The following is a 25,734-nucleotide window of genomic DNA, read 5'->3' as shown; positions in this document are numbered from 1 at the left end:
TTAGCGAAAGAGAAAAGGGAGCGTCATGCGCCATACCTTGGTTTTATCCGCATTACTGGGCACCGGCCTGCTGGCCGCCACTTCCATCAGCCAGGCCGCCAACAACAGCCTGGTGTTCTGCTCTGAAGGCAGCCCGGCTGGCTTCGACACTGCGCAGTACACGACCGCGACCGACAACGACGCCGCCGAGCCGTTGTACAACCGACTGGCAGAGTTCGAAAAAGGCGCCACCAACGTCGTACCAGGCCTGGCAACAAGCTGGGATATTTCCGAGGACGGCCTCAAGTACACCTTTCACCTGCGCGAAGGGGTGAAATTTCACACGACCAAGTACTTCACGCCGAGCCGTGATTTCAACGCTGACGACGTGCTGTTCACCTTCAACCGCATGCTCGATCCGCAGCAACCTTTCCGTAAGGCTTATCCAACCGAATTCCCGTACTTCAACGGGATGAGCCTGAACAAGAACATCGCCAAGGTCGAGAAGACCGGGCCGCTGACCGTGGTCATGACGCTCAACAGCGTTGACGCCGCGTTCATCCAGAACATCGCCATGAGCTTCGCCGCCATCCTGTCCGCCGAGTACGCCGACAAGCTGCTGGCCGAAGGCAAACCGAGCGACATCAACCAGAAGCCGATCGGCACCGGGCCGTTCGTGTTCAAGAGCTACCAGAAAGATTCCAACATCCGTTACAGCGGCAACAAGCAGTACTGGGACCCGAGCCGGGTCAAACTCGACAACCTGATTTTCGCCATCAACACCGACGCCTCTGTGCGGGTGCAGAAGCTCAAGGCCAATGAGTGCCAGATCACCCTGCACCCACGTCCTGCCGATGTCGAAGCGCTGAAGAACGACGCAAAACTCAAGCTCATCGAGAAGCCCGGCTTCAACCTCGGTTACATCGCCTACAACGTGCGCCACAAACCATTCGACCAGCTCGAAGTGCGCCAGGCGCTGGACATGGCGGTAAACAAGCAAGGCATTCTCAATGCCGTTTACCAAGGGGCCGGGCAACTCGCGCAAAACGCCATGCCACCGACCCAATGGTCCTACGACGACACCATCAAGGACGCCGCCTACAACCCGGAAAAAGCCAAGGAACTGCTCAAGGCTGCCGGCGTGAAGGAAGGCACCGAAATCACTTTGTGGGCGATGCCGGTTCAGCGTCCCTACAACCCCAACGCCAAGTTGATGGCCGAGATGCTTCAGGCGGACTGGGCGAAGATCGGCCTCAAGGTCAAGATCGTCAGCTACGAATGGGGCGAGTACATCAAGCGCACCAAGAATGGCGAGCACGACGTCAGCCTGATTGGCTGGACCGGTGACAACGGGGATCCGGACAACTGGCTCGGCACGCTTTACAGCTGCGACGCCATTGGCGGCAACAACTACTCCCAATGGTGTGATCCGGCTTACGACAAGCTGATCAAGCAGGCCAAGGTCGTCACCGACCGTGACCAGCGCACCGTGCTCTACAAACAGGCTCAGCAGTTGCTCAAGCAGCAAGTGCCGATCACGCCTGTCGCCCACTCGACGGTCAACCAGCCGTTGAGCGCCAAAGTCGAAGGATTCAAGGTGAGTCCTTTCGGCCGCAACGTGTTCTCGGGCGTCAGTATCGACCAATAACCGATTAGCCAAAAACGCTGGGGGCGGATTCCGCCCTCACGCAAGCGTATTGCCGTTGTTTGCCGATCAGGCCGAAAGCAAACGTTTGCGAAGCCTTGTATGCGTTTCAAAACCAATAGCCGGATCACAAAAAAAGACCGGCATTAAAAAAGAAAGAAAGGAGCTTCACCCATGAAACTGAGCAGCACCGCGTTATTGGCCCTGGCCATCAGCAGCGTTACCGCCACGGCCTACGCAGAATCCCAGAGCCAGGACTTCGTTCCGACCCAATTGGCAAGCACCAATGCACAGTCGGAAGCCAAGGGCTTCATTGATGGCCAGAGCCTGTCGGGCAGCACCCGTAACTGGTACGCCAACGAAGATAAACAGCGAGGCGCTACCTACAAATACGAGCGCCACGGCGAGACCCTGAACGGCACGCGCCGTATCAACTGGGTTCAGGGCACCATCCTGAATTACACCTCGGGTTTCACCCAAGGCACCGTGGGTTTCAGCACTGAAGTGGCGGCGTACAACGCGATTGCGCTTGATCGTAGCCGTGAAGACATCAAGGGCGGTTCCAACCGTACCCTGGCTCACACCAACGGCGACGCGGTAGATCAGTGGAGCAAACTGGGCCTGGCCAACGTCAAGGCGCGTATCTCCAACACCACCCTGACCGCCGGCCGCCAGAACTTCAGCAGCCCGATCGTCGACGTCATCGGCAACCGTCCGCTGCCTTCGAGCTTTGAAGGTGTGGCCATTCACAGCGAAGAGTTCGACAACCTGTCGTTCGACCTCGGCACCTTCGACCGCGTATCGCCTCGTACCGAGCAGAGCCTGACCAAATTCACGTCCGAGTACTCGGCAAATGGCGCTGAAACCGACCACGTAAACACCGCAGGTCTGAACTATCAGCCGCTGAAAAGCCTGAAAACCAGCCTGTACGCGAGCAACGTCGAAGACTTCTGGAACCAGTACTACTTTGGCGCGACTCACGAACTGGGGGACAGCTCGATCCTGAGCCTGACCACCGGCCTGAACTATTACAAAACCGTCGACGAAGGCAAAAAGTTGATGGGTGAGATCGACAACGACACTTACTCGCTGTCGTTGGGCCTGACTCACCTCGCCCACAGCCTGACGTTCTCTTATCAGGAAGTGAACGGTAACGAGTACTTCGACTACCTGCATGAAACCAACGGCATTTACCTGGCCAACTCCCTGCTGTCCGACTTCAACGGCCCGAACGAGAAGTCCTTCCAGATCGCCTACGGCCTCAACATGGCCGAATACGGCGTGCCGGGGCTGAAGTTCAACATCTACCAGGCTCGCGGCTGGGGCATCGACGGTACGCACTACACCGGTACCGCCTACGACGTACGTAATATGGACGGCGAGAACCACTATGAATACGGCATCGGTACCTCGTACGCCGTACAGAGCGGCCCGCTCAAGGCCACCACAGTCCGCGCGACCTACACCACCCACCGCGCCAGCGATAACCAGGCTGACGGCAGCATCAACGAGTTCCGTCTCGTGACCACCATCCCGTTCAAAATTTTGTAAAAAGCGCCAGCCGACGGCTGACTCATGAGGAGTCGGCCGTTCGGTTTTTTCCTGTTCAACCGATTGCAGAGGGTTCTTGATGAAAATGCTTCCCCTACGTGCGGCCATCGCTGCCGCGTTGCTGAGTGTTGCCGTTGGCGTCTCGGCCAAACCCCTGGTGGTTTGCACCGAAGCCAGTCCGGAAGGCTTCGACATGGTTCAGTACACGACTGCAGTCACAGCCGATGCGGTGGCCGAAACCATCTTCAACCGCCTGGCGGACTTCAAGCCCGGCACCACGGAAGTGATTCCGGCGCTGGCCGAGTCCTGGGATATCAGCGACGACGGCCTGACCTACACGTTCCACCTGCGTAAAGGCGTCAAGTTCCACACCACCGAATACTTCAAGCCGACCCGCGACATGAACGCCGACGACGTGGTCTGGAGCTTCCAGCGTCAGCTGGACCCGAATCATCCGTGGCACAAACTGTCGAGCGTTGGCTTCCCGTACTTTGAAAGCATGGGCTTCAAGGAACTGCTCAAAAGCGTAGAGAAGATCGACGACAACACCGTCACCTTCACCCTGACCCGCCGCGAAGCGCCGTTCCTGGCCGACATCGCCATGGCGTTTTCCTCGATCTACCCTGCCGAGTACGCCGACCAGTTGCTCAAGGCGAACAAGACCGGTGACCTGAACAACAAACCGGTCGGCACCGGCCCGTTCATTTTCCAGCGTTACGCCAAGGACGCTCAGGTTCGCTTCAAGGCCAACCCGGATTACTTCCGTGGCAAGCCGCCGGCGGACTCGTTGATCCTGGCCATCGCCACCGACAACAACGTGCGCCTGCAAAAGCTCAAGGCCAACGAGTGCCAGGTCGCGCTGTATCCGAAGCCGGATGACATCCCGAGCATCAAGAAAGACGCCAAGCTGAGCGTCGACGAACTGAACGCGATGACCGTTTCGTACATCGCCATGAACACCACGCACAAATACATGAGTGATGTGCGGGTGCGCAAAGCCATCGACATCGCCTTCGACAAAGAGGCTTATGTCAACGCGCTGTTTGGTAAAGGCAATGCGACCGTGGCGGTCAACCCGTTCCCGGACACGCTGCTGGGCTACAACCACAGCCTGAAAAACCCACCCCGCGACCTGGACAAGGCCCGCGCCCTGCTCAAGGAAGCCGGCGTACCGGAAGGCACCACCTTCACCCTGTTCACCCGCAACGGTGGCGGCCCGACCAACCCGAACCCGATGCTCGGCGCACAGATGATGCAGGCTGACCTGGCCAAGGTCGGGATCAAGATCGACATCCGCGTGATGGAATGGGGCGAAATGCTCAAACGCGCGAAAAACGGCGAGCACGATATGGTTTCCGCCGGATGGGCGGGCGATAACGGCGACCCGGATAACTTCCTGACGCCTATGCTCAGTTGCGAAGCCGCGAAGAACGGCGAAAACTACGCGCGCTGGTGCAATGACAAGTTCCAGGCGCTGATCGACCAGGCTCGCGAAAAAACCGATCCGGCCGAGCGGGCAGCGCTGTATGAACAGGCTCAGGTTATTTTTAACCAGGACCAGCCATGGATCAGCATGGCGCACACTAGAATGTTCACCGCAATGCGCAACAACGTAGAGGGCTATCACATTAGCCCCCTCACCACTAATAACTTCGCCACCACCCAGGTGAAGTAGATAAGAAAACTCCCGGTGTCCCTGACTCCAGGGACACCAGGCACGCCTAACCGGCTGATGAGGTACACCACACGATGTTTAGTTTTATTGCCCGCCGATTGGGGTTATTGATCCCCACGTTCTTCGGCATCACCTTGCTGACTTTCGCGTTGATTCGCATGATTCCTGGCGACCCCGTGGAAGTAATGATGGGCGAACGACGAGTCGACCCCGAAATGCATGCTCAGGCAATGGAACGCCTAGGTCTTAACAAACCGCTGTATGCCCAATACCTGGATTACATCGGTAAACTGGCTCACGGCGATCTCGGAGAATCCCTGCGTACCCGTGAAAGCGTGTGGAACGAGTTCAGCTCTCTATTCCCCGCGACCCTGGAATTGTCCATGGCCGCCCTGTTGTTCGCCGGCATCCTGGGCCTCCTGGCCGGGGTGATCGCGGCACTCAAGCGAGGATCCCTGTTCGACCATGGGGTGATGGGCATCTCCCTGGCGGGATATTCGATGCCGATCTTCTGGTGGGGCCTGATCCTGATCATGTTCTTCTCGGTGTCCCTGGGCTGGACCCCGGTGTCCGGGCGGATCGACCTGCTCTATGACATCGAGCCGCGCACCGGCTTCATGTTGATCGACACGCTGCTGGCCGATGACGTCGGAGCGTTCTTCGATGCCCTGCATCACCTGATCCTGCCGGCCATCGTGCTCGGCACTATCCCGCTGGCGGTGATTGCGCGGATGACCCGCTCGTCGATGCTCGAAGTGCTGCGTGAGGACTACATCCGTACCGCCCGCGCCAAAGGCCTGTCGCCATCACGCGTGGTGTTCGTGCACGGCCTGCGCAACGCGCTGATTCCGGTACTGACTGTGGTCGGCCTGCAAGTCGGCACATTGCTGGCCGGTGCGGTCCTCACCGAAACCATCTTCTCCTGGCCCGGCATCGGCAAATGGCTGATCGAAGCCATTGGCGCACGGGATTATCCCGTGGTGCAGAACGGCATCCTGTTAATCGCCTGCCTGGTGATTCTGGTGAACTTTATCGTGGACATCCTCTACGGCTTCGCCAACCCACGCATCCGTCACCAGCGCTGAGATCATGACCATGACCACTCCAGCTTCAACTACAAATCAAGCGGTAACAGTCGATCAAAGCCTGCTGTACCCGTCCCCGTACAAAGAATTCTGGCAAGCGTTTTCCAAGAACAAAGGTGCCGTCGCCGGCCTGATGTTCATGTTGCTGGTGATCTTCTGCGCGATCTTCGCGCCGTGGGTTGCCCCGCATAACCCGAGCGAGCAATACCGTGACTTCCTGCTGACCCCGCCATCCTGGCTGGAAGGCGGGCAGATCCAGTTCCTGCTCGGCACCGATGAACTGGGTCGCGACCTGCTGTCGCGCCTGATCCAGGGTTCGCGCCTGTCGTTGCTGATCGGCTTGTCGTCGGTGGTGATGTCGCTGATCCCGGGCATCCTGCTCGGTCTGTTCGCCGGGTTCTTCCCGCGCCTGCTCGGCCCGACCATCATGCGTCTGATGGACATCATGCTGGCCCTGCCGTCGCTGCTGCTGGCTGTGGCGATCGTCGCCATCCTCGGCCCTGGCCTGATCAACACCGTGATCGCGATCGCCGTGGTGTCCCTGCCGTCCTATGTTCGTCTGACCCGCGCTGCGGTGATGGGCGAGCTGAACCGCGACTACGTGACTGCCGCGCGCCTGGCCGGCGCAACGCTGCCGCGCCTGATGTTCATCACCGTGCTGCCCAACTGCATGGCGCCGCTGATCGTTCAGGCCACCCTGAGTTTCTCCTCGGCGATTCTCGATGCCGCGGCCCTGGGTTTCCTCGGTCTTGGCGTACAACCGCCAACCCCTGAGTGGGGCACCATGCTGGCTTCGGCTCGCGACTACATCGAACGCGCCTGGTGGGTGGTAAGCCTGCCTGGTCTGACCATTTTGCTCAGCGTGCTGGCAATCAACTTGATGGGCGACGGCCTGCGCGATGCGCTGGACCCGAAACTCAAGAACGCCGCCTGAGGAGATTCAAATGTCACTGTTAGAAATCAAGAATCTCAACGTTCGCTTCGGCGACAAGAACGCCGTTCCGGTGGTCGACGGTCTCGACATTTCCGTGGACAAGGGCGAAGTACTGGCCATCGTTGGCGAGTCGGGTTCGGGTAAATCCGTGACCATGATGGCGCTGATGGGCCTGATCGAACATCCGGGGATCGTCACCGCCGACGCCCTGAATTTCGACGGCAAGAACATGCTCAAGCTCAGCAACCGTCAGCGTCGGCAAATTGTCGGCAAAGACCTGGCCATGGTCTTCCAGGACCCGATGACCGCGCTGAACCCGAGCTACACCGTCGGTTTCCAGATCGAAGAAGTGCTGCGCCTGCACCTGAAAATGTCCGGCAAGCAAGCCCGCGCCCGCGCCATCGAACTGCTGGAAAAAGTCGAAATCCCGGGCGCCGCCAGCCGTATGGACGCCTACCCGCATCAATTGTCGGGCGGTATGAGCCAGCGTGTTGCGATCGCCATGGCGATTGCCGGCGAGCCGAAACTGCTGATCGCCGACGAACCGACCACCGCCCTCGACGTAACGATTCAGGCGCAGATCATGGACCTGCTGCTGGCGTTGCAGAAAGAGCAGAACATGGGCCTGGTGCTGATCACCCACGACCTCGCGGTCGTGGCCGAAACCGCCCAGCGCGTGTGCGTGATGTACGCCGGCCAGGCGGTCGAAGTCGGTCAGGTGCCGCAGCTGTTCGATATTCCGGCGCACCCGTACAGCGAAGCGCTGCTCAAGGCGATTCCGGAACACAGCCTCGGCGCCACGCGTCTGTCGACCCTGCCGGGCATCGTTCCCGGTCGTTATGACCGTCCGCAAGGTTGCCTGTTGTCGCCGCGCTGCCCGTATGTGCAGGACAACTGCCGTGCGCAACGTCCGGCCCTCGACCCGAAAAGCAACAGCCTCGCCCGCTGCTTCTACCCGCTGAACCAGGAGGTGGCGTAATGGCCGTCGTACTTACCGCCCGCGACCTCACCCGTCACTACGAAGTGTCCCGTGGCCTGTTCAAGGGCCATGCGACCGTCCGCGCCCTGAACGGCGTGTCGTTCGAACTGGAAGCCGGCAAGACCCTCGCCGTCGTGGGCGAATCGGGTTGCGGCAAATCCACCCTGGCCCGCGCCCTGACGCTGATCGAAGAGCCGTCCTCCGGCTCCTTGAAAATCGCCGGGCAGGAAGTTGCCGGTGCTGACAAGGCTCAACGCAAGCAACTTCGCAAAGACGTGCAGATGGTGTTCCAGAGCCCGTACGCCTCATTGAACCCTCGGCAGAAAGTCGGTGACCAACTCGCCGAACCGCTGCTGATCAACACCAGCCTGAGCGCCTCGGAACGTCGCGAGAAAGTGCAGGCAATGATGAAGCAGGTGGGTTTGCGCCCAGAGCACTACCAGCGTTATCCGCACATGTTCTCCGGCGGTCAGCGCCAGCGGATCGCCCTCGCCCGCGCGATGATGTTGCAGCCAAAAGTGCTGGTGGCGGACGAACCGACCTCAGCGCTGGACGTGTCGATCCAGGCGCAGGTGCTGAACCTGTTCATGGATTTGCAGCAAGAGTTCAACACCGCCTACGTGTTCATCTCCCACAACCTGGCCGTGGTGCAACACGTTGCCGATGACGTGATGGTGATGTACCTCGGTCGCCCGGTGGAAATGGGACCGAAGAACGACATCTATGCCCGTCCGCTGCACCCGTACACCCAGGCCTTGCTGTCGGCCACGCCGACCATTCACCCGGATCCCAACAAGCCGAAAATCAAGATCGTCGGCGAGTTGCCCAACCCGTTGAACCCGCCGTCGGGCTGCGCTTTCCACAAGCGTTGCCCGTACGCGACCGAGCGCTGCAGCACGGAAGAGCCGGCCCTGCGCCCTCTTGATAACCGCCAGGTGGCATGCCACTACGCCGAGCAGTTCCTCGACGGCGCGGCATGACAGTGATCTGAAAAAACCTGCGGGAGCGAGCCTGCTCGCGATGGCGGAGTGTCAATCAGCATAACTGACACTGACACACCGCCATCGCGAGCAAGCTCGCTCCCACATGGGACAGGTGAACTGTTCAAAACCTCTTCTGCCCTGGCTGCGCATCTGTCAGGGGAGAAGGGGTTTTCTTTTGCCTGCTACTTAAGCCCCTTCATCTTCATCGGTATCGGCATCGGGATCTTCGGTGGTCGAGTCATCATCGTCCGCGCTGCCGCCCTGGCCTTGGTCGCCGGGTTCCGATTCGGACGCGGCGATCATCAGCCCGGTGTGCGTCACCTGCCCGCTCGACGCCTGTTCACCGTGATCCGGGCATTCCGCCCTAGCCGCTGACATGCCAACCGACAGCATTACCAAAACCTTCAGCAACAACACAATGCGTTGAAAAATGCTCATGGCCGATTCCATCCTTTTGCAGGTGAAACGTGGAAGCCCGACGGCACTGATAGACATCCGGTTCCGATGGGGCGCGTTCTCCAGATAGACCCTGACGATGCGCGGGAAACGCCGTGAATGGGAAGACTGGTTTGGAATAATGTTTATACCCAAACCCACCAACAACGCTGATCCCTGTGGGAGCCAGCCTGCTGGCGATGGCATTCTTTCATTCAATGATTGTGTTGAATGTCACTCCGCTATCGCCAGCAGGCTGGCTCCCACAGGGGATTGTGGCGAGCATGAAAAAACCCCGGCACTTTCGCGACCGGGGCTTTTGGGTTTTGCAGCTCAGCGCTTAGTGATGTTCACGCGTCGCACGGAATTTCACGTCCGGCCAGCGTTCTTCCATCAGTGCCAGGTTGACGCGGGTCGGGGCCAGGTAGGTCAGGTGACCACCGCCGTCGACTGCGAGGTTTTCCACAGCCTTGACGCGGAATTCCTCCATCTTTTTCTTATCGTCGCAATCGATCCAGCGTGCGGAGTACACGGTGATCGGCTCGTAAGAGCACTCGACCTTGTATTCCTCTTTCAAGCGGCTGGCGACCACATCGAACTGCAGCACACCGACGGCGCCGAGGATGATGTCGTTGCTGCGCTCGGGGAAGAACACCTGGGTCGCGCCTTCTTCCGCCAACTGCTGCAAACCTTGACGCAGTTGCTTGGATTTCAGCGGGTCACGCAGACGCACACGACGGAACAGTTCCGGGGCGAAGTGCGGGATGCCGGTGAAGCCCAGGACTTCGCCTTCGGTGAAGGTGTCGCCGATCTGGATGGTGCCGTGGTTGTGCAGGCCGATGATGTCGCCGGCGAACGCTTCTTCCAGTTGCTCACGCTCGGAAGAGAAGAAGGTCAGCGCATCGCCGATCCGTACATCCTTGCCGGTGCGCACGTGGCGCATCTTCATGCCCTTCTCGTATTTGCCGGAGCAGATACGCATGAAGGCGATACGGTCGCGGTGTTTCGGGTCCATGTTCGCCTGGATCTTGAACACGAAGCCGGCGAATTTCTCTTCAACCGGTTCCACGGTGCGCTCGTTGGCGACCCGGGCCAACGGTTTCGGCGCCCAGTTGACCACGGCGTCGAGCACGTGATCGACACCGAAGTTGCCGAGCGCGGTACCGAAAAACACCGGTGTCAGTTGGCCGTCGAGGAATTCCTGCTGGTTGAATTCGTGGCAGGCGCCTTGCACCAATTCCAGTTGATCAACGAAGCGATCGTACTCGTCGCCCAAGTGCGCGCGGGCTTCATCGGAGTCGAGCTTCTCGATGATTTTCACATCGGTGCGCTCATGGCCGTGACCGGCGGTGTACACGATGATGTAGTCGTCGGCGAGGTGATAAACGCCTTTGAAGTCGCGGTAGCAACCGATCGGCCAAGTGATGGGTGCAGCCTTGATCTTCAGGACCGCTTCGATTTCGTCGAGCAGTTCGATCGGGTCGCGGATGTCACGGTCGAGTTTGTTGATGAAGCTGACGATCGGCGTGTCACGCAGACGGCAAACGTCCATCAGCGCGATGGTCCGTGGTTCTACACCCTTACCGCCGTCGAGGACCATCAATGCCGAGTCGACCGCCGTCAGGGTGCGGTAGGTATCTTCGGAGAAGTCTTCGTGGCCCGGGGTGTCGAGCAGGTTGATCATGTGATCGCGATACGGGAACTGCATGACCGACGTGGTAATCGAGATACCCCGCTGCTTTTCCATTTCCATCCAGTCGGAGGTGGCATGGCGGTCGGACTTGCGAGACTTCACCGTGCCCGCAATCGCAATCGCCTTGCCCATCAGCAAGAGCTTCTCGGTGATGGTGGTTTTACCGGCATCGGGGTGGGAAATAATGGCGAAAGTGCGGCGTTTCGCGACTTCGGCGGCCTGTTTGGTCATGGGAAATCGCCTGGCGGTGATTCAAAAAAGGGCGGCGAGTATAGCGCAAACCGACTGTCACGGACCACCGCCCGCCCGGACGCGAGGAACTTTGTAGGAGCCGGCTTGCTGGCGATGGCATCACCTCGGTGTATCTGGCAGACCGAGGCGCGCCCATCGCCAGCAAACCGGCTCCTACAGGGACGTGATCGGACATCAAGGGTGGCTATCTGCTGTTAAATATGGAACCTTTTAAAAGGTAGAGACGTCCACTCCCCTGTTACAGCTCTCGTAGCAGGGTTTGAAGAACCTGCAAGTTAGCCTGACGAGGCTGCGCTTATGGCTCGATCTCATGCGGTTGCATCAGCATGAAGAGCTGCTTCTCGCGAACGTTGATAATCCCGGCAGCCAGGAATGGCATTGCCACTCGGGACTGCGTTCGCCGACAAAGAAAAAAGGAGTCCGCCTGTGGCTATTCGCTATGGCAAAGGGCTGATAGGAGGTGCGGTTGTCGTCGCCCTTCTGGCCCTGCTGGTCCACTGGATTGGCATCAACACGATCGAACATTACCGCGACGATTTGTTGTTTTACCTGCAAGCTCACCTGATTCTCGTCCTCGTTTCCATGCTGGCCGCCCTTGTTGTGGGCATCCCCGCCGGCATCTTCCTCAGCCGCCCGACCATGGTTGGACGCGCCGAACGCTTCATGCAGATCTTCAACATCGGCAACACCGTGCCGCCTCTCGCCGTACTGGCCATTGCTCTGGGGATTCTGGGCATTGGCAGCGGCCCCGCGATCTTTGCGCTGTTCCTCGCCTCGTTGTTGCCGATCGTGCGCAACACCTATGAAGGCCTGAAAAACGTCCAGGGTTCACTCAAGGAAGCGGCCGTCGGCATCGGCATGACGCCGACACAAGTGCTGTGGCGGGTTGAATTGCCAAACGCCGTGCCGATCATCATCGGCGGCGTGCGCGTGGCGCTGGCGATCAACGTCGGTACCGCGCCATTGGCGTTCCTGATCGGCGCCAACAGCCTGGGCAGCCTGATTTTCCCCGGCATCGCCCTGAACAATCAGCCGCAACTGCTGCTCGGCGCCGCTTGCACCGCCCTGCTGGCCTTGCTGCTCGACGGACTGGTGACACTCGCCAGCCGCCTCTGGCTCGAACGCGGCTTGCGCCCGTCTTAAGCCTCGGCAAAGGAAGACTCATGAAAAAAATATGCTTATTTTTAGGCTGCGCCCTGCTGTTCGCAGGATTTGCCCAAGCCGCTGAAAAACCCGTGATCCGCATCGGTGCCCGGGTGTTTACCGAGCAAACCCTGCTCGCGGAAATCACTTCACAGTACCTGCGCGCCAAGGGTTACGACGCCCAGGTCACGGGCGGTCTGGGCAGCAACCTCGCTCGCAGCGCTCAGGAAAGCGGCCAACTGGATCTGATTTGGGAATACACCGGCGTGTCGCTGGTGGCTTACAACCACATCACTGAAAAGCTCGACAGTGCCCAGTCCTACGCCAAGGTGAAAGAACTCGACGCGAAAAAAGGCCTGGTCTGGCTGACCCCGTCGAAATTCAGCAATACCTACGCTCTGGCGCTACCGGAAACCACGGCGAAGGCTTATCCGCAGATCAACACCATCAGCGAGCTGAACACGGTGATGCAAGCTGAGGCGAAGACCAACCACCTGGTCGCCCTGGACACCGAGTTTGCCAACCGTTCCGACGGCATGGCCGGCATGGTCGAGCTCTACGGCATGAACCTGACCCGCAAAAACACGCGGCAGATGGATGCCGGGCTGGTCTACACCGCACTGCGCAATGGCCAAGTGTTTGCCGGTCTGGTCTACACCACCGACGGTCGCCTGAACGCCTTCAAACTCAAGTTGCTTGAAGACGACAAGCACTACTTCCCGGACTACACCGCCGCGCCGGTGGTGCGCCAGGTTTACCTCGATGCCCATCCGAAACTGGCGGAAGAAATCAAACCGCTGGCCGAGCTGTTCGATGACGAAACCATGCGCGCGCTCAATGCGCGGGTTGATGTCGATCACGAAAGCCCTTCATCCGTTGCCGCCGATTTCCTGCGCCAGCACCCCATCAACTAAGGAGGAAAAGCCATGGAATTTCTCAACGCCTTTTCCCATCTCGACTGGCCGCTGGTGCTGCACCTGACCTGGCAGCACATCACCCTGGTCGGCATCGCCGTGACCCTGGCGATTCTGGTCGGCGTGCCGCTGGGCATTCTGATGACGCGTTTCCCGACGCTCGCCGGCCCCTTGCAGGCCAGCGCCACGGTGCTGCTGACCGTGCCGTCGATTGCCCTGTTCGGCTTGCTCTTGCCGTTCTACTCGAAATTCGGCCAGGGCCTCGGTCCGATGCCGGCGATCACCGCGGTGTTTCTGTACTCGCTGCTGCCGATCATGCGTAACACCTACCTCGCCCTGACCGGTGTTGAACCGGGCATTCGCGAAGCCGCACGCGGTATCGGCATGACCTTCGGCCAGCGCCTGCGCATGGTCGAACTGCCTATTGCCGTGCCGGTAATTCTTGCCGGCGTGCGCACTGCCGTGGTCATGAACATCGGTGTCATGACCATCGCCGCGACCATCGGCGCCGGCGGCCTCGGTGTACTCATTCTCGCTTCCATCAGCCGCAGCGACATGTCGATGCTGATCGTCGGCGCCGTGCTGGTCAGCCTCCTGGCCATCTTCGCCGACCTGCTTCTGCAATGGCTGCAACGCACGCTGACTCCAAAAGGACTCCTGAAATGATCGAACTTCAAAACCTCAGCAAGACCTTCCAAAGCAACGGCAAAGATGTGAAAGCCGTGGACTCGGTCAGCCTGACCGTCAATGAAGGCGAAATCTGCGTGTTCCTCGGGCCATCGGGCTGCGGCAAAAGCACCACGCTGAAGATGATCAACCGCCTGATCAAACCGACCTCGGGCAAGATTCTGATCAACGGCGAGGACACCACTGACCTCGACGCCGTGACTCTGCGCCGCAACATCGGTTATGTGATCCAGCAGATCGGTCTGTTCCCGAACATGACCATCGAGGAAAACATCACCATCGTTCCGCGCCTGCTGGGCTGGGACAAACAGAAGTGCCACGACCGCGCCCGCGAGTTGATGAGCATGATCAAGCTTGAGCCCAAGCAGTATTTGAATCGTTATCCGCGTGAACTGTCTGGCGGTCAGCAGCAGCGGATCGGCGTGATTCGCGCACTGGCGGCCGATGCGCCGTTGCTGTTGATGGACGAACCGTTTGGCGCGGTCGACCCGATCAACCGCGAGATGATCCAGAACGAATTCTTCGAGATGCAACGGGCGCTGAACAAGACCGTGATCATGGTCAGCCACGACATCGACGAAGCCATCAAACTGGGTGACAAGATTGCAATCTTCCGCGCCGGCAAGCTGTTGCAGATTGACCACCCGGACACGTTGCTCGCGCACCCGGCGGACGATTTCGTCAGCAACTTCGTCGGCCAGGACAGCACGCTCAAGCGCCTGTTGCTGGTGAAGGCCGAAGACGCGGCGGACAACGCGCCGTCCGTCAGCCCGGAAACGCCGGTGGCCGAGGCCTTGGAGTTGATGGACGAACTGGACCGTCGTTACGTGGTGGTCACTGATGGTGAGAACAAAGCGCTCGGTTACGTACGACGTCGCGACCTGCACCGTCAGACCGGCACTTGCGCGCAATACCTGCGCGAGTTCAACGCCACGGCGGCGTATGACGAGCATCTGCGCATTCTGTTGTCGCGGATGTACGAGTTCAATCGCTCGTGGTTGCCGGTGATGGATGCGGAGCGGGTGTTTCTCGGGGAAGTGACCCAGGAATCGATTGCCGAGTATCTGAGTTCAGGCAAGTCCCGTGGCGGCAAGACCAGCATTGTTTCGCCAGCCGAGACCGCTGTCGCCTGATCTGACGCTATCGCTGGCAGGCTAGCTCCCACATTGGATCTGTGGTGTGCATGCAATCTGTGCAACAACACAAATCCCCTGTGGGAGCTAGCCTGCTAGCGATTGGGGCAAACACAACTCCCGCCTGACACACCCGAAATCTCCCTGCCGGGGGAACATCACACTGTCATGCAGGTCGGTTACATCAGTAACTGTCCGGGACCGCACGACGGAAGTGTGCAAAAACGCGACATTTTTTGTTGATCTCAAGCCCCTCACGCCCTAAAGTTCGCGCCGAACGTCCATGCTGGAAACGATCCATCCGGCTCAAGTACTGACGACGAGACAGCAAGGCCAAGGGAAGCACCGCCTCCCGTGGCCTTTTTGCTTTCGGCGACATGCCTTGGGAAGTAGGCGAACCAAAGTGGGGATACGGAGGACGTTCATTTGCACCCATTGATTAATCTAGTTTGCCAGTAGGAGTTCCCAGCATGTCGATCAACGTCGAAGACTATTTCGCGCGCGATACTTTCAACAAAATGAAGGCCTTCGCCGACAAACAAGAAACCCCGTTCGTGGTGATCGACACCGCGATGATCAGCCAGGCCTATGACGATCTGCGCGCCGGCTTCGAATTCGCCAAGGTCTACTACGCGGTCAAGGCCAACCCGGCCGTCGAAATCATCGACCTGCTCAAAGAGAAAGGCTCGAACTTCGACATCGCTTCGATCTACGAGCTCGACAAAGTGATGAACCAGGGCGTCGGCCCGGATCGCATCAGCTACGGCAACACCATCAAGAAATCCAAGGACATCCGCTACTTCTACGAGAAGGGCGTGCGTCTGTATGCCACCGACTCCGAAGCCGACCTGCGCAACATCGCCAAGGCTGCACCGGGTTCGAAAGTCTACGTGCGCATCCTCACCGAAGGCTCGACCACCGCTGACTGGCCTCTGTCGCGCAAATTCGGCTGCCAGACCGACATGGCCATGGACCTGCTGATCCTCGCTCGCGACCTGGGCCTGGTGCCTTACGGCATCTCGTTCCACGTGGGTTCGCAACAGCGCGACATCAGTGTCTGGGACGCGGCGATCGCCAAGGTCAAAGTGATCTTCGAGCGTCTGAAAGAAGAAGACGGCATCCACCTCAAGCTGATCAACATGGGCGGCGGCTTCCCGGCCAACTACATCACCCGCACCAACAGCCTGGAAACCTACGCTGAAGAAATCATCCGTTTCCTCAAGGAAGACTTCGGCGACGACCTGCCGGAAATCATCCTGGAGCCGGGCCGTTCGCTGATCGCCAACGCCGGCATCCTGGTCAGCGAAGTGGTACTGGTTGCGCGTAAATCCCGCACCGCTGTAGAGCGATGGGTGTACACGGATGTGGGCAAGTTCTCCGGCCTGATCGAAACCATGGACGAAGCCATCAAGTTCCCGATCTGGACCGAGAAGAAAGGTGAAGTGGAAGAAGTGGTTATCGCCGGCCCGACCTGCGACAGCGCCGACATCATGTACGAGAACTACAAGTACGGTCTGCCGCTGAACCTGGCAATCGGTGATCGCTTGTACTGGCTGTCGACCGGTGCGTACACCACCAGTTACAGCGCCGTCGAATTCAATGGCTTCCCGCCGCTGAAGTCGTTCTACGTGTAAAACGCTGCACGCAGACATCAAAAAGCCCATGACGTGTCATGGGCTTTTTTTGTCTGGATTGCACCCAGTTCCCTGCGGGACCTGGCCTGCCAGCGATGGTCTCAAGAGCAGCGCCTACAGGGCCGGGAGTTCCTGCTCCAGTTCGGCGTATCGACGGGCATAATCGGTCGCCAGGTCGCGAATCTGCGCATCGGTTGCGCTCAACAGCGCCTTACTCGCCACCCGCAGAAAATTCAGATTGCCCCCGGCCAATGCTTTGCGCAACCATTCCAGCGCCTCGTTTATTTTCCCTTCATCCGCCAGCACCGCGGCATAACTGAACTGCCCGCGAAAATCCCCGCCGACCGCAGAACGTCGGTACCAATCGACAGCGCCAACCGGATCTGCCGGACAAACCCGCCCTTCTTCCAGATAACGCCCGAGCAGATTCATCGACTTCGCGTGCCCCAGCTCAGCAGCGCGACGGTAGAGCTCCAGCGCTTGCAACTGATCCTCGACCACCCCGCGCCCGGTGGCCAGCAAATTGGCGTAGTTGTACATCGCCCAATCCAGACCCGCTTCTGCTGCAACCCGGTAATGTCGCGCTGCAACCGTGGCATCTGCGCAGCACCCCCAACCATGTTCATGACAACGACCGAGCATGTTGCGCGCCATCAGATGCCCGCCCTGGGCGGCTATCTCGAACCAGCGCACGGCCAGCGGCTGGTCCTGCTCGATCCCTTGGCCGTCCAGCAGAATCTGGCCGAGCAAGGCTTGGGCATCGAGAACCCCTTCGCGGGCAGCGATCAGGATCGCCTGAGCAGCACGTGCCGGACTGTCATTAAGCATGGCTTTGAGGTGATCGCCGTCGAGCACTTCTTCACGGCGCAGTTGAAAACTCATACCTCGACCCAGCGACGCAACAGGTTGTGATAAGTGCCGGTCAGGCGGATCAGTGAGGGATGGTCGGGCATGTCCTGCGTCAGTTGCTGGATCGCCCCGTCCATCTCGAACAGCAGGGCGCGCTGGCTGTCTTCGCGGACAAGGCTTTGGGTCCAGAAGAAGGAGGCGAACCGTGTGCCGCGCGTGACGGCATTGACCTTGTGCAGACTGGTGCCGGGGTACAACACCATGTCGCCGGCGGGCAACTTCACACGCTGGGTGCCGTAGGTGTCCTGGATTTCCAGTTCACCGCCGTCGTAATCCTCAGGCTCGCTAAAGAACAGTGTCGCCGACAGATCCGTGCGCACACGCTCGATGCTGCCTTTGGGCTGACGCACGGCGTTGTCGATATGAAAATCGAAACTGCCGCCCGCTGTGTAGCAGTTGAGCAACGGCGGGAAAACCTTGTGCGGTAACGCCGCCGACATGAACAGCGGATTTTTCCACAACCGTTCAAGCATCGCCGCGCCAACCTCCTTGGCCAGCGGATGACCTTCCGGCAGCTGCAGATTGTGTTTGGCCTTGGCTGACTGGTAGCCGGCGGTGATCTTGCCGTCAGCCCAATCCGCCCGCTCCAGAGCCTCACGGATGCGCTGCACTTCTTCTTTCGCGAACACGCCGGGGATGTGCAGCAGCATGGGAATACACCTGAAGACAAAGAGGCGCTAATGGTATTGATTCTTATTGGCGCTGTAAAACCCCTGCGACGAATGAAACAGCAAAAACCGTAAGGGAAAATTGTAAAGATTGTAAATTCAGTGCGAATAGCAATATTTCGCAATTGATAAGAATACTCGATTACCCTATATTCCGCGGCCTCAAATCCTTGGGGAGGGGAATTCACATGTCACGCCAACAACCACAATTACCTGTCAGTTCACCGCGTTTGCTCGCTTCTGCGATAGGCGTGGCAATCACCGCCGGCTCTGCGGGGCACATGGTTTTCGCTGCCGAAAAGACCGAAAAAGCGCCAAACAATGCGATTTCCCTGGACGCCACTGCCATCACCGGCGAAGCCCAGGACGATACCTCCTACAAGACCGACACCTCGACCAACAAGAAATACACCGCACCGCTGCGCGAAACACCGAAAAGTGTCACCGTGATTCCGCAGCAGGTGATCCGCGACACGGGCGCCACCAGCCTGGTCGACGCCTTGCGCACCACACCGGGCATTACCTTCGGTGCTGGCGAAGGCGGCAACCCGGCGGGCGACCGTCCGATCATTCGTGGCTTCAGTGCTGAAAGCGACACGTTCGTCGACGGCATGCGCGACCCGGCGTCCCAGAGCCGCGAAATCTTCAACGTTGAATCGATCGAAGTCAGCAAAGGCCCGGGGTCGGCCTTCACCGGCGCCGGCTCCACCGGTGGCAGCCTGAACCTGGTGAGCAAGACCGCCAAACTGGGCAGTTTCTACAATGGCGGCTTCACTTGGGGCTCGGATCAGACCAAGCGCACCACCCTCGACCTGAACCAGCAGATGACCGACACCTCGGCTTTCCGTCTGAACCTGATGAAGCACGAAGCCAATGTCGCCGGGCGCGATACCGTGGATGTCAGCCGCTGGGGTGTGGCGCCGACGTTCGCTTTCGGCCTGGGCACCGATACCCGCGTGACCCTCGGCTACTACCACGTCGAAACCGACGACATGCCGGACTACGGCATTCCGCTGACCCTGAACCCGGCCCGCAGCAAGTACAACGTCGACAAACCGGTGCATGTCGACCGCGACAACTTCTACGGCGTGAGCAATCGCGACTATCGCGAAACCACCAATGACAGCGGCACCTTCAAGATCGAGCACGATCTGAATGAAGACCTGACCGTGTCCAACAGCTTCCGCATGTCCCGTTCGACCCTGGACTACATCGTTACCAACCCGGACGACAGCAAGGGCAACGTCGCCAAGGGCAGTGTGTACCGTGGCACCAAGAACCGTAATTCGACGTCCAGCGGCTGGGTCAACCAGACCGACCTGAGCGCCAAATTCGACACTGGCGCCATCGCACACAGCCTGGTGACCGGTCTTGAGTTCTCTTATCAAGACACCCACAACCGCCCGTACATCTTGACTTCGGCCGCCAGCGGCACGACGTGCAACCCGGCACTTTTCCGCTCCGGCGACTGCACCAGCCTGTACAACCCGACGCCTGGGGACAACTGGAACGGCACGATTACCGACAGCGCCGCGTTCACCGACACCGACACCAAAACCGCCGCGGCCTACGTGTTCGACACGCTGAAGTTCAACGAACAATGGTCGCTGAACCTGGGTCTGCGGTATGACAACTACAAGACCCAATCCAGCGGCTTCGCTAATGCTGGCCGTACCACACGGGCGGGGAGCTTCGATCGCGAGAACACCAGCGACCTGATCAACTACCAGATCGGCGTGGTCTACAACCCATTGCCAAACGGCAGCATTTACGCGGCTTACTCGACCTCCAGCAACCCCGCAGGCGAAACCAGCGGCAATGGCAGCCTGGAACTGGCCGCCAACAACAGCGACCTCGACCCGGAAAAGAACCGCAACTACGAGATCGGCACCAAGTGGGACTTCTTCGGAGATGACCTGTCATTGACCGCGGCACTGTTCCGCACCGAGAAAACCAACGCCCGCATCGACGATCCGGACGGCGCCACCACCCAAGTGCTGGACGGCGAGCAGCAGGTCAACGGCCTGGAACTGACGTACACCGGCAAGCTGACCCGTAACTGGAAGGTCTATGGCGGCTACACCTACATGGAAAGCGAAGTGGTCAAAACCACCCTCGCCGCCGATGAAGGCAACCATATGCCGAGCACCCCGCGAAACAACTTCACCCTGTGGTCAACCTATGACGTGGTTCCGGAAAAGTTGACCATTGGTGCCGGCGCCACGTTCGTCGATTCGCAGTTCGGCAACATCGCCAACTCGGTAGAGATCCCTTCCTACTGGCGCTACGACGCGATGGCCAGCTACCGCCTGACCAAAAACGTCGACCTGCAACTCAACGTGCAGAACCTGACCGACAAGCGTTACTTCGACCAGGTGTTCCAGACGCACTACGCCCACGTGGCGGCGGGCCGTACTGCCCTGCTGAGCGCCAACTTCCACTTCTGATGCAAGTGTGAGATCAAAGCCCCGTTCATCCACATGAACGGGGCTTTTGTGCGTAAAAAAGAATGCTTCTCGACAGCCCACGGCATAATGCGCGCCGTGATGACAATTTTTGAACGAACAAGGCGAGTGACGTGTTGAAGAAAACCCTGTTCCAGTTGCACTGGTTTTTCGGTATCAGTGCCGGGCTGGTCCTGGCCCTGATGGGCATCACCGGGGCGACAGTGTCGTTTGAGGATGAAATCCTGCGCGCACTCAACCCGTCGGTGTTGCAGGTCGAGAAACAGGTCGCCGGCGTGCTGCCGCCGGCTGAACTGGTGGAAAAAATCGAAGGCGCGTCGGGCAAGAAAGTCGCGATGATCTGGGTCGACACCGACAGTGGCAACGCCGCGCGGGTGTCCTTTACCCCGCCACCGGGCGAGCGTCGCGGTGAGATGCGCTACTTCGATCCGTACACCGCCGAGTTCCTGGGCGACGCCACCGGCCAGGATTTCTTCGGCCTGATGCTGCAACTGCACCGCTTCCTCGCCATGGGCGATACCGGTCGGCAAATCACCGGCGCCTGTACGCTGATCCTGGTGTTTTTCTGCCTGTCCGGCCTTTACCTGCGCTGGCCGCGCCAATGGACAAGCTGGCGCGCCTGGCTGACCCTCGACTGGAAGAAAACGGGCCGCAGCTTCAACTGGGATTTGCACTCGGTGGCCGGCACCTGGTGTCTGGTGTTTTACCTGCTGGCGGCGCTGACCGGGTTGTCCTGGTCTTACGAGTGGTACAACAAGGGCCTGACCCGATTGCTCTCCGACTCACCGCAGAACGAGCGGGTTCGCAATCGTGGCCCGGCGCCAGAAGGCCCGGCACCGACCGCCGATTACGCCGCGATGTGGAGCAGCATCTACAGCGCTGCCGGTCCGGCACTGAGCGCCTACAACATCCGCATGCCGCCAGTGGCCGGGCAACCGGCGACCGTGTTTTACCTGCTGAACTCCTCGCCACACGACCGCGCGCTGAACCAGATCACCCTCGATCCGGCCACTGGCCTCGTCAAACGCCATGACCGCTACAGCGACAAAAGCTTCAAGGCGCAACTGCTGACGAGCATCTACGCGCTGCACGTCGGCAGTTACTTCGGGATTGTCGGACGGATCGTCCTGACGCTCAGCGCGCTGACCATGCCGCTGTTTTTCATCACTGGCTGGTTGCTGTACCTGGATCGTCGACGCAAGAAAAAACACATCAAGGACGCCCGCAAAGGCCTTGAACAACCGGACAGCGATGTTCCGGCGTGGCTGATCGGCTTCGCCAGCCAAAGTGGCTTTGCGGAACAACTGGCGTGGCAGACCGCCGGCCAACTGCAAGCAGCAGGCCTGCCGGTGAAGGTTCAGCCGCTGGCCAATGTCAGCGAGCAAGATCTGCGTGATTCCAGTAACGCGCTGTTCGTAGTCAGTACCTTCGGTGACGGCGAAGCGCCGGACAGCGCTCGCGGTTTTGAACGCAAGGTGCTGGGCCGGGCATTGAGCCTGGAAAGCCTGAATTACGCGGTACTCGGACTCGGCGATCGCCAGTACCAGCACTTCTGTGGTTTCGCCCGACGCTTGCATGCCTGGCTCGGCGAACACGGTGGCAAGCACCTGTTTGCGCCGGTGGAAGTCGACTGCGGCGACCCTTACGCCTTGCGTCACTGGCAGCAGCAACTCGGTCTGCTGACCGGAAAGGCGCCCGTGGACACCTGGCAAGCGCCGAGCTACGACAACTGGACGCTGAGCCGCCGCGACTTGATGAACCCGGACAGCAGCGGTTCGCCGGTGTACCTGTTGGGCCTCAGCGCGCCGACCACCAGCAGTTGGCTGGCCGGTGATCTGGTGGAAGTGTTGCCGCGTAACTGCTCGTGGGCGATCGAGCATTTCCTCGATGGCCTTGGGATTGACGGGCGGGCGGCGGTGGTGCTCGATGGCTTGTCGCAATCGCTGGAACAAGCACTCGCCACTCGACAATTGCCCGAGAACCGCACGCACCTTGTCGGTCTGCACGCGCAAGCGCTGGTGGACGCGCTGGTGCCGTTGGCCATGCGCGAATACTCCATCGCCTCGATTGCCGCCGACGGCGTGCTGGAACTGATCGTACGCCAGGAACTGCATCCCGACGGCCGCCTGGGTATCGGCTCCGGATGGCTGACCGAACACGCGCCGCTGGGCAGCACCATCAGCTTGCGCGTGCGACGCAACAGCGGTTTCCATCTGCCGGTCGAACCGTTGCCGATGATCCTGCTGGGCAACGGCACGGGCCTTGCCGGGCTGCGCAGTTTGCTCAAGGCGCGGATTGCCGATGGGCAGACTCGCCATTGGCTGCTGTTTGGCGAGCGCAATCGCGAGCATGACTACCTGTGTCGCGCCGAGCTGGAAGAGTGGCTGATCTCCGGGGACATCGAGCGTCTGGACCTGGCGTTTTCGCGGGATCAAGCCGAGAAGATCTATGTGCAGGATCGCTTGCGTGAATCGGCCAATCTGCTCAAGCAATGGCTGGCCGACGGTGCCGTGATTTACATCTGCGGCAGCTTGCAGGGGATGGCATCAGGGGTGGATCACGTGCTCAACGAAGTGCTCGGGATTGAAGAGGTGGACCGCCTGATCGAGCAAGGTCGCTACCGCCGCGACGTTTACTGACACCCCCCAGTCCCTGTGGGAGCGAGCTTGCTCGCGATTGCGGTGCAACATCCAACAGACCTGTTGAATGTAAAACCGACATCGCGAGCAAGCTAGCTAGCTAGCTCCCACAGGATCCAGGCGTCGTCCGTTACCCTTCTAGCGGCTGCAATTTCTGCTCAAACACACTGACCCCATCCAGATCCCGCAACACCACACTCATCTCCCCCGTCGCCCCCTCGATATTCACCTCGCCAAAAAACTGAAACCCGGCAAACGGCGAGGTGTTCTGCGCCGGCGGTGCCTTCTCGAACACCACTTCAGGACCGAAGGTTTTATCCAGCGGATTAGGTCCGAAACTCCCCGCATTCAACGGCCCGGCAACAAATTCCCAAAACGGTTCGAAGTCCTGAAACGCGGCACGATCCGGATGATAGTGATGCGCCGCGCAGTAATGCACATCCGCGGTCAGGAACAGAAAATTGCGCACCTGTTGCGCCCGCAAAAAACCGAGCAGTTCGGCGATTTCCAGTTCACGCCCCTGAGCGGCGCCCGGATCACCGTTGGCAACCGCCTCCCAGCGCGCCACGCCAGGACTGACTTCGCCATCGGGCACGCCGAGGCCGATCGGCATGTCGGCGGCAATGACTTTCCACTGGGCACTGGAGGCTTTCAATTCACGCTTGAGCCAGTCCAGTTGCTCACGCCCGAGAAAGGGTTTGGCTGCGCCGAGGTTGTCATCATTGGCCTCACGATAACTGCGCATGTCGAGTACAAACACATCCAGCATCGGCCCATAACCGAGCTTGCGATAAATCCGCCCGCCACCGTCGGCGCTCTGCAACCGCATCGGTGCATATTCCAGCCACGCCTGACGTGCGCGGCCTACCAGGCTGTGGATATCCTTGCTCTTGTAGCGCTCATCGAGTTGCTTGCCCGGCGACCAGTTGTTCACCACTTCGTGGTCGTCCCACTGCCAGATCTGCGGCACTTCAGCGTTGAAGCGACGGACGTTGTCGTCCATCAGGTTGTAGCGGTAATTGCCGCGATACTCATCGAGGGTTTCGGCGACTTTGCTCTTGGCATCGCTGGTGATGTTGCGCCACACGCGACCGCCTTCGGTGGTCAGCTGCGCCGGGACCGGACCGTCGGCGTAGATGGTGTCGCCGCTGTGGATAAAGAAATCTGGCAGGCGCAAACGCATGGCTTCATAGATGCGCATGCCGCCAATGTCCGGGTTGATGCCGAAGCCTTGGCCGACGGTGTCGCCGCTCCAGACAAAGCGGATGTCGCGCCGGGCCTGCGGCACGCTGCGCAAGTGACCGAACCAGGGTTCGCTGGCGACGCCACTCTGAGCGTCTTCGAAATGCACGCGATAGAAAATCGCCTGGTCGGCGGGCAGACCGGTAAGCTCGACCCGTGCTGTGAAATCGCTGCGGGCATCCGCCAGTGGCGAGACAAAACGCCGAGGGTTGCTGAACAGACTGCGGGTGTCCCATTCCACCACCATCCGCGCCGCACGATCGCTGCGGCTCCAGACCATCGCCCGGTCGCCCAGCACGTCGCCGGACTGCACGCCATCGGTGAGTTGCGGCCGGTCCTTGACCGACGCAATCACCGCCGGCGCGAGGCCGGGAAGCAGAATCCCGGCGCCGACCGCTTGCATGACACGACGGCGACCGAGGTTGAATTCGCTCATGGTGTTCTCCCTGAAAAAGGAAAACTAAAACATGACCGTGTGAACCGGGCGTGACACACAAATCAGCCAACACCACAGATCCCCTTGTGGAGGCACCGTCGCGGCTCCCGGTCCTATCAAAGAATAGGAAATTTCGACACCGCAATCGGGAATAGTCCTAGCTCCAGCGCCTAAGCGTCCTAGTAGTTTGAACTCGAATACCCGGCAGACAAAGCCAGCAAACATAACCAGGAAGGTCGAACCATGAAATATGATTTGAAGTTTCAGATTTACGGAAGAGAAGAAGCCAGCGACCTGGCGGTATTCGAAACCGATTTGCCCCCGACCGTTACCACGGATGTCCTGATGCCGATAATGGCCTGGCATAAGGAAGAGGATGCCATGGCGAGCCATCTTCTGACCGCCAGGCAAATCACGGCAATTGAACGTCTCGCAATGATGAAATTACCCAGGAACCTAATGCTGTATATCAGCTGCTACCTGTGAGCCTTCGGTATCCCCCACTTGAATATTTTATGACAGCTGTGCATGAGGGCTGTGCTGTGCCGGGTGTGGTTCAGGCGCGGGCGTTGCAGCGGGAGGAGGCGTACCTCGGTTTGATGGTGTTGTCGCTGACGCCATCGCGGGCAAGCCCGCTCCCACAGTGATCTCTG

20 protein-coding genes are annotated in these 25,734 nt (G+C 59.6%); 15 read left to right on the top strand and 5 right to left on the bottom strand.

Annotated features, from left to right (window positions below):
* Positions 1–25: 25 nt before the first annotated feature.
* The 7 genes from Q7W83_RS04060 (at position 26) to Q7W83_RS04030 (ending at position 8,828) form a co-directional block, all read left to right on the top strand.
* Entirely contained in the window at positions 26–1,627 is a 1,602-nt protein-coding gene (locus Q7W83_RS04060) for an ABC transporter substrate-binding protein (protein ID WP_150633953.1), read from the top strand.
* Between the two features lie 171 nt (positions 1,628–1,798).
* Positions 1,799–3,175 carry an OprD family porin gene (locus Q7W83_RS04055; RefSeq protein ID WP_473655703.1) on the top strand — a complete coding sequence of 459 codons (1,377 nt, stop codon included), beginning with the start codon at positions 1,799–1,801 and terminating at the stop codon, positions 3,173–3,175.
* A 79-nt stretch (positions 3,176–3,254) separates the two neighbouring features.
* Positions 3,255–4,850: an ABC transporter substrate-binding protein gene (locus Q7W83_RS04050; RefSeq protein WP_150640010.1), complete on the top strand. Its 1,596-nt coding sequence runs from the start codon at positions 3,255–3,257 to the stop codon at positions 4,848–4,850.
* A gap of 74 nt (positions 4,851–4,924) precedes the next feature.
* Entirely contained in the window at positions 4,925–5,935 is a 1,011-nt protein-coding gene (locus tag Q7W83_RS04045; RefSeq protein WP_150633950.1) for an ABC transporter permease subunit, read from the top strand.
* Positions 5,936–5,939: 4 nt separating this feature from the next.
* Positions 5,940–6,869 carry an ABC transporter permease subunit gene (locus tag Q7W83_RS04040; protein ID WP_473655702.1) on the top strand — a complete coding sequence of 310 codons (930 nt, stop codon included), beginning with the start codon at positions 5,940–5,942 and terminating at the stop codon, positions 6,867–6,869.
* 10 nt (positions 6,870–6,879) lie between these two features.
* Complete coding sequence (locus tag Q7W83_RS04035; protein WP_473655701.1) at positions 6,880–7,848, top strand: ABC transporter ATP-binding protein; 969 nt, start codon at positions 6,880–6,882, stop codon at positions 7,846–7,848.
* On the top strand, positions 7,848–8,828 hold the full coding sequence (locus tag Q7W83_RS04030) for a peptide ABC transporter ATP-binding protein (RefSeq protein ID WP_150633947.1): 981 nt from the start codon (positions 7,848–7,850) through the stop codon (positions 8,826–8,828). Before Q7W83_RS04035 ends, Q7W83_RS04030 begins: the two co-directional genes overlap by 1 nt.
* 189 nt (positions 8,829–9,017) lie before the next feature.
* Here Q7W83_RS04030 and Q7W83_RS04025 read toward each other — a convergent pair whose 3' ends face one another.
* On the bottom strand, positions 9,018–9,269 hold the full coding sequence (locus Q7W83_RS04025; protein WP_473655700.1) for a hypothetical protein: 252 nt from the start codon (positions 9,267–9,269) through the stop codon (positions 9,018–9,020).
* Between the two features lie 337 nt (positions 9,270–9,606).
* Entirely contained in the window at positions 9,607–11,190 is a 1,584-nt protein-coding gene (locus tag Q7W83_RS04020; protein WP_150633945.1) for a peptide chain release factor 3, read from the bottom strand.
* Positions 11,191–11,637: 447 nt separating this feature from the next.
* Here Q7W83_RS04020 and Q7W83_RS04015 point away from each other — a divergent pair, with 447 nt between their 5' ends.
* The 5 genes from Q7W83_RS04015 (at position 11,638) to Q7W83_RS03995 (ending at position 16,722) form a co-directional block, all read left to right on the top strand.
* Positions 11,638–12,354, top strand: a complete 717-nt coding sequence (locus tag Q7W83_RS04015) for an ABC transporter permease (RefSeq protein ID WP_054049992.1) — start codon at positions 11,638–11,640, stop codon at positions 12,352–12,354.
* Positions 12,355–12,374: 20 nt separating this feature from the next.
* Positions 12,375–13,268 (top strand): glycine betaine ABC transporter substrate-binding protein, encoded by an 894-nt coding sequence (locus Q7W83_RS04010; RefSeq protein ID WP_150633943.1) that lies wholly within the window; start codon positions 12,375–12,377, stop codon positions 13,266–13,268.
* Between the two features lie 12 nt (positions 13,269–13,280).
* Positions 13,281–13,934, top strand: a complete 654-nt coding sequence (locus tag Q7W83_RS04005) for an ABC transporter permease (RefSeq protein ID WP_007942812.1) — start codon at positions 13,281–13,283, stop codon at positions 13,932–13,934.
* Positions 13,931–15,088, top strand: coding sequence for an osmoprotectant ABC transporter ATP-binding protein OsmV (locus Q7W83_RS04000; RefSeq protein ID WP_150633942.1), 1,158 nt, complete (start codon positions 13,931–13,933; stop codon positions 15,086–15,088). The genes Q7W83_RS04005 and Q7W83_RS04000 overlap by 4 nt, the downstream gene beginning before the upstream one ends.
* Before the next feature lie 470 nt (positions 15,089–15,558).
* A complete protein-coding gene (locus tag Q7W83_RS03995) occupies positions 15,559–16,722 on the top strand; it encodes a type III PLP-dependent enzyme (RefSeq protein ID WP_008148964.1) in 1,164 nt (387 codons plus the stop codon).
* A 114-nt stretch (positions 16,723–16,836) separates the two neighbouring features.
* On the opposite strand, the gene Q7W83_RS03990 is transcribed toward Q7W83_RS03995, so the two are convergent.
* Together Q7W83_RS03990 and Q7W83_RS03985 are read right to left on the bottom strand one after the other, a co-directional pair.
* Positions 16,837–17,604: a tetratricopeptide repeat protein gene (locus Q7W83_RS03990; protein ID WP_473655699.1), complete on the bottom strand. Its 768-nt coding sequence runs from the start codon at positions 17,602–17,604 to the stop codon at positions 16,837–16,839.
* Positions 17,601–18,281, bottom strand: a complete 681-nt coding sequence (locus Q7W83_RS03985; RefSeq protein WP_150633940.1) for a Fe2+-dependent dioxygenase — start codon at positions 18,279–18,281, stop codon at positions 17,601–17,603. The genes Q7W83_RS03990 and Q7W83_RS03985 overlap by 4 nt, the downstream gene beginning before the upstream one ends.
* A gap of 206 nt (positions 18,282–18,487) precedes the next feature.
* On the opposite strand from Q7W83_RS03985, the gene Q7W83_RS03980 reads away from it, so the two are divergent.
* Positions 18,488–20,746 (top strand): TonB-dependent receptor, encoded by a 2,259-nt coding sequence (locus Q7W83_RS03980; protein WP_473655698.1) that lies wholly within the window; start codon positions 18,488–18,490, stop codon positions 20,744–20,746.
* A 131-nt stretch (positions 20,747–20,877) separates the two neighbouring features.
* On the top strand, positions 20,878–23,403 hold the full coding sequence (locus Q7W83_RS03975) for a PepSY domain-containing protein (protein ID WP_473655697.1): 2,526 nt from the start codon (positions 20,878–20,880) through the stop codon (positions 23,401–23,403).
* A 130-nt stretch (positions 23,404–23,533) separates the two neighbouring features.
* On the opposite strand, the gene Q7W83_RS03970 is transcribed toward Q7W83_RS03975, so the two are convergent.
* Entirely contained in the window at positions 23,534–25,081 is a 1,548-nt protein-coding gene (locus tag Q7W83_RS03970) for an alkaline phosphatase D family protein (protein WP_150633937.1), read from the bottom strand.
* A 243-nt stretch (positions 25,082–25,324) separates the two neighbouring features.
* On the opposite strand from Q7W83_RS03970, the gene Q7W83_RS03965 reads away from it, so the two are divergent.
* Positions 25,325–25,567 (top strand): pyocin S6 family toxin immunity protein, encoded by a 243-nt coding sequence (locus Q7W83_RS03965; RefSeq protein ID WP_150633936.1) that lies wholly within the window; start codon positions 25,325–25,327, stop codon positions 25,565–25,567.
* Positions 25,568–25,734: the final 167 nt, after the last annotated feature.

It is taken from the genome of Pseudomonas sp. 300, assembly GCF_055803035.1.
This window is presented reverse-complemented; position numbering and strand designations above follow the sequence as displayed.